Origin of the sequence: Cytobacillus praedii (assembly GCF_001439605.1) — a bacterium.
GTDB lineage: Bacteria > Bacillota > Bacilli > Bacillales > Cytobacillaceae > Cytobacillus > Cytobacillus praedii.
The window spans coordinates 37,726-37,955 of record NZ_LMBX01000038.1 but is presented as its reverse complement, the minus strand read 5'-3'; the positions used below and the strand labels follow the sequence as shown (position 1 = coordinate 37,955).

The 230-nt window shown below is 40.4% G+C and carries 1 protein-coding gene; it reads right to left on the bottom strand.

Translation table 11 applies throughout. The annotated features are described in order from the left end of the window. Positions 1–230 (bottom strand): aldehyde dehydrogenase family protein (locus ASU02_RS27135; protein ID WP_232426332.1); only part of this gene is annotated, 230 nt, incomplete at both ends.

Genomic DNA, 230 nt, shown 5'->3' with positions numbered 1-230 from the left:
TTAATGTTCAACATTTGACGTGCATAGAATTCAAGGAAATCGATCGCTTCTGCTGTATCAGCATCTGCTTCATTCCAAGGCTTACCCGCTTCTTTTGTTAAAAGTGCAGAGAACTCATGCTTGCGGCGGCGAATGATAGCAGCTGCTTTGAATAATACATCTGCACGTGTTTCTGCTTTTACTTTTTTCCACGTTTTAAATGCTTCTACTGCAGCTTGCATTGCTTTTTT